Origin of the sequence: Hymenobacter terricola, from assembly GCF_017921975.2 — a bacterium.
In the GTDB taxonomy this organism is placed as follows: Bacteria; Bacteroidota; Bacteroidia; order Cytophagales; family Hymenobacteraceae; genus Hymenobacter; species Hymenobacter terricola.
Genome location: NZ_JAGEMO020000084.1, coordinates 1 through 4,604, shown reverse-complemented (window position 1 = coordinate 4,604; position 4,604 = coordinate 1). Strand labels below are relative to the sequence as shown.

4 protein-coding genes are annotated in these 4,604 nt (G+C 66.4%); 2 read left to right on the top strand and 2 right to left on the bottom strand.

From position 1 onward, the window contains the following. Positions 1–218: 218 nt before the first annotated feature. The gene (locus tag J4G38_RS24405; protein ID WP_210521526.1) at positions 219–767 is read right to left on the bottom strand and encodes a GNAT family N-acetyltransferase; all 549 of its coding nucleotides are present in this window, start codon (positions 765–767) and stop codon (positions 219–221) included. Positions 768–946: 179 nt separating this feature from the next. Here J4G38_RS24405 and J4G38_RS24400 point away from each other — a divergent pair, with 179 nt between their 5' ends. After that, complete coding sequence (locus tag J4G38_RS24400; RefSeq protein ID WP_210521525.1) at positions 947–3,007, top strand: ExeM/NucH family extracellular endonuclease; 2,061 nt, start codon at positions 947–949, stop codon at positions 3,005–3,007. A 95-nt stretch (positions 3,008–3,102) separates the two neighbouring features. Further along, positions 3,103–3,531 carry a hypothetical protein gene (locus J4G38_RS24395; RefSeq protein WP_210521524.1) on the top strand — a complete coding sequence of 143 codons (429 nt, stop codon included), beginning with the start codon at positions 3,103–3,105 and terminating at the stop codon, positions 3,529–3,531. A gap of 608 nt (positions 3,532–4,139) precedes the next feature. Here J4G38_RS24395 and J4G38_RS24390 read toward each other — a convergent pair. After that, the coding region (locus J4G38_RS24390; RefSeq protein ID WP_226163798.1) for a mannonate dehydratase at positions 4,140–4,604 on the bottom strand (465 nt) is incomplete at its 5' end.

Below are 4,604 nucleotides of genomic sequence, written 5' to 3'. Positions count from 1 at the left end.
AGTACGGCCTCCACGAACAAGCGCGTGTCCTTGGCCGTCACGCCGCAGGCATTCGCTTGGCCCGGCAAGAGTGGCGAAAGGCGTTGCCAGTGCGGGTCGGTCAGGAATGTGCGGTCTTTTTGCATCTTCAAAGCTACCTTAATTGTTCACACGTCCTAGTCTGAGGGGGTAAATATAGGCCCCCGCTTTAGCAGCATCCGTGCCGGCCGGGCCGGCGCTTACGCGGGCATCGCCGGCTCCACGGCCCGCGCGAAGCCCGGGCGGCCATCGGCGGCGGGGCCGGTGGGCGCGAAGCCGTTGCGCAGCAGCACCTGCGCCGCGGCGGGGCTGTCGGCGGCCGGGTGGGCCAGCAGCCGGCGCACCATGCCCGTGGCGGCGGCCTGCTGCACCAGCCCGGCCACCAGTTCGGTGGCCAGGCCCTGGCCCCGCCAGTCGGCCGCGATGGAGTAGCTGATTTCGGCGGTGCCGGCTGCATCGGGCGGGCCCAGGAAGCCGCCCGCGCCCACCAGCGTGCGGGGCGTGTCGCCCTCGGCTTTGCGCAGGGCGTACCAGCCGTACCAGCCGGCGGCCGTGCGCCCGCCCGCCGTGAGCTGTTCCAGAAAATACTCCATGGCGTGCCGGTTGTAGGCGCCGGGGGGCCAGTCGGCGGGCAGGGCGGCGCCCAGCAGCACCGGGAAATAATGGGGCTTGTGCAGCTCGGCGGTGAGCAGGGCCCGGCTGGCGGCCAGAATGAGGAGGCGGGGCGTGTGGGTTATCAGCGGAATCATGGGCTGATTATACGGCCCCGGCGCGTAGCCGGCGCACTTGGCCCGTGGTTTCCGGCTCCGGCTGGCCTGAGCTTACTACTATTTGCCGGCTGGCGCGGCCACGCGCCGGGCGGGGTATAGGTTCGGCAGCTTCCGGCAATATCTTTACCATCCGGTTTCAATTTACTTTCACCTTCGCGATGTACTATAAATTCCTCTGTGTTGTTGGCCTTTTCCTGATTGCCCGCCTGGCCGGTGCTACTACCATTGGCTCCATTCAGGGCACGGGCGCGGCGGCCACGCCGGGAACGTACACCATCGAGGGCATCGTGACGGCCGTGTACCCCGGCCTGAGCCCGGCCGGATTTTACGTGCAGGACGACGCGGCCACCGCCGACGGCAACCCCGCCACCGCCGACGCCCTGTTTGTGGTGCTGCCCGACCCCACGCTGGCGGTGGGCTGCCGCGTGCGCGTGACCGGCACCGTGAAGGAAGAAGCGGGCGCGCCTTCCTTCGGCCAGGCCGTGCTCACGGAGCCCGCCGTCACCATCATTTCGGGCGGCAATCCGCTACCGGCCTTCACGCTGATTACCAACGCCACGTTTTCGGCCGCGGCCCTGGAGCAGTACGAAGGCATGCGCGTGCAATTCACCGCCCCGCTGACGGTGGCCGACATTTATTACCTGAAACAGCGCGGCGAGCTTACGCTGTCCACGGCCGGCATCGCCTACCAGCCCACCCAATTCATCGACCCCAACGACAACCCCTCGACGGGCACCACCAGCACCGGCACCAGCAACCTGGCCGCCCTCAAGGCCTACCAGGCCGCCAACGATAACAAAAGCATTCTGCTCGACGATGGCAGCGCGGCCGCCAACCCGCAGCCCATCCCCTACCTCGACGCCACGCTGCACACCGTGCGCGTGGGCAGCACCGTGGCCAACCTGCGCGGCATTATGGGCTACGGCTTTGGCAAGTGGCGCATCCAGCCGCTGCCCGCGCCCAACGCGCCCGCGCTGCGCACCGTGCGCCCGCTCACGCCGCCCGCCTTCGGCCCGCTCGACTTGCGGCTGGTGAGCTTCAACGTGCTCAACTACTTCAATGGCGACGGCGCGGGCGGCGGCTTTCCCACCGCGCGCGGGGCCAAAACCCCGGCCGATTTCGCCCGGCAGCGCAGCAAAATCCTCGCCGCCCTCGCCCAGATGAACGCCGACGTGGTGGGCCTCACCGAAATTGAGAACGATGGCAACGGCCCCACCTCGGCCCTGCAGGACCTGGTGAATGGCCTGAACCAGGCCATGGGCGCCAATACCTACGCGTTTGTGAACGACGGCGGGGCCACCCAGCAGCCCAACAACACGGACCTCATTCACTGCGCCATTCTGTATAAGCCGGCGGCCGTGGCGCTGCTGGGGCCCGCGCTGGTGGCCAACGCGCCAGCCGTGTTCGAGCGCCCGCCGCTGGCGCAGCTTTTCATCACGAAGCGCAAGGCGCACGCCGACACGCTGGCGTTCATCGTTAACCACTTCAAATCGAAGGGCAGCGGCAGCGGGGTCGATGCCGACCAGAACGACGGGCAGGGCGGCTCGAACGACCGCCGCCGCCAGCAGGCCAAGGCGCTGGTGCAGTTCATCCACAAGACCGTGATTCCGGCCGGGGCCGTGAAAGTGGTGAGCGCCGGCGACTACAACGCCAACTACGAGGAAGACCCCATCGACATTCTGCGGGCCGATGGGCTGGTGCCGGCCACGCCGCCCATCAGCGCGTCCTACGTGTTTAAGGGCCTCACGGGCTCGCTCGACCATGCCGTGATTACGCCCAACCTGGTGGGCTTCCTCGACGTGCAAAAGTGGCACATTAACTCCGGCGAGCCGTATTTCCTGGAGTACGACGTGGCCGGGGCGGCCACCGACGCCACCAGCCCGTTCCGCTCCTCGGACCACGACCCGGTGCTCATCGGCGTGAATTTCTCGGGCATGACCAACGCGGCTTCGGACCGCAGCGCGAACCGCCTGTTTGTGTATCCCAGCCCACCCGCCGGGCCGCAGGCGTTCAGCCTGGCCAGCGTGCCTGCCAGCGCCGGCCTGCTCACCCTCGACTTTTCGTTGCCGCAAGGCTCGCGGCTGCTCTCGCTCCACGGCCCGGTCGATTTGATTCAGAGCCAGCTGAGCCGCTACACCACCAACCTGGCCCCCGGCATCTACCTGCTGAAGCTGAGCGGCACCAACTTCCGGCAAACCCAGCGCGTGATGAAGGAGTAGCCATGCCAAAGCGCAGCCCCGACCAAACCAGCCCATTTGCTCGGCTGGGGCGGGCAAGCCCAACAATGGCCGTTGGCCAGGCGTACTTTTACCTCATGAGTCAGGCGCCCCCGCTACTACTTTTTGAGAACACCGCTGGGCAGCTCCTGGCCGACCCCGCCGGGTTTTTGCGGGCCGACTGGGGCCCCCGGTCCCGCACCCCGGCCGACACGCGCGCGCTACTCCACGGCATTCTGCGCGAATTGCAGCGGCGCGGGTGGGGCCGGGTGCTGGTCAACCAGGTCGAGATGCTGCCCTTCAGCGGCCCCGAGCAGCGCTGGATAGCCCAGGAGTGGCTGCCGCAGGCGGTGGCGAGTGGCTACCGCCACGGGGCCGTGGTAATATCGCCCAATGTGCTCGTGCGGCTGTCTTCTGCCTTCGTCGCTTCGCACGCACAGGGCCTGCCACTGGTGTACCGCTCCTTCGAGAACGAGGATTTGGCCCTGCGGTGGCTGCTGCGGCAGCCGGCATCGGCGCTGGGCTAGCGGGCCGGTCGTGGTCAGGCACCTGGTTCAATGCGAATACGAACCGCGCCCACCCCTCGGCAGAAACGAGCCGGACCGGGCGGACGGGCGCTAACGCCAACGGGGCTCAGGCCCCGGCAGCTCAACGGAAGTAAGCATGACGAAAAAGCGTTGAATGGGCATAAAAAACAGCCGGCAGCCCCGGCCGTGGGCCGTCCTGCCGCTAGTGAACGCACGCGGCCGCCGCTTCGGTGCGGGCATTGGCCAGTGCCTCGGCCAGCCTCCCCTGTTCATCGGCGGCTCCCGGCATTTGGCAGCCGAAAGCCCTTGCCCCACCGCTGGCTTTCGATTTGAGTTGTTAGCTATTGGTTGCTCGTACTCTACCCCACTGTTTTTTGGGGAGTGCCTCTGGAGCGTCTAAAGCCAACTGCGAGGCCGCGCGCATGTTGCGCTTTATTCTCCAGAAAATGCCTTCGTTAGTTGGAAAGCGGGTTGGCTATAACCACTGGTAGTGGCTTCGAAAAAATAGTGGGGCAGAGTAAGTTGTTCGTTGTTAACATTTTGACAAAACATTGGCTAACGACTAATAGCGAACAACTTACTCTACCCGTTTACTATTGAATGACTACTTATTTCACTATTTCGGCCACGCTGCGGCTGATGCCCAGCTCCAGCCCGCGCAGCTCGGCCAGCCCGCGCAGGCGGCCGATGGCGGAGTAGCCGGGGTTGGTTTTCTTGGGCAGGTCGTCCAGCATCTGGTGGCCGTGGTCGGGGCGCATGGGCAGGCTCACCTTGCGCTGGCGCATGGCCTGCACCAGCTCGCGCATCACGGCGTACATGTCCACGTCGCCTTCGAGGTGGTTGGCTTCGTAGAAATTCCCTTCCGCATCGCGCTGGGTGCTGCGCAGGTGGATGAAGTGAATGCGCTCGGCAAACTGGCGCACCATGGCTGGCAGGTCGTTATCGGCCCGCACCCCGAACGAGCCCGTGCAGAAGCACAATCCATTGGCCGGCGAGGGCACGGCCGCCGCCAGGGCGGCCACGTCGGCGGCGGTGCTCACCACGCGCGGCAGGCCCAGAATGGCGTAGGGCGG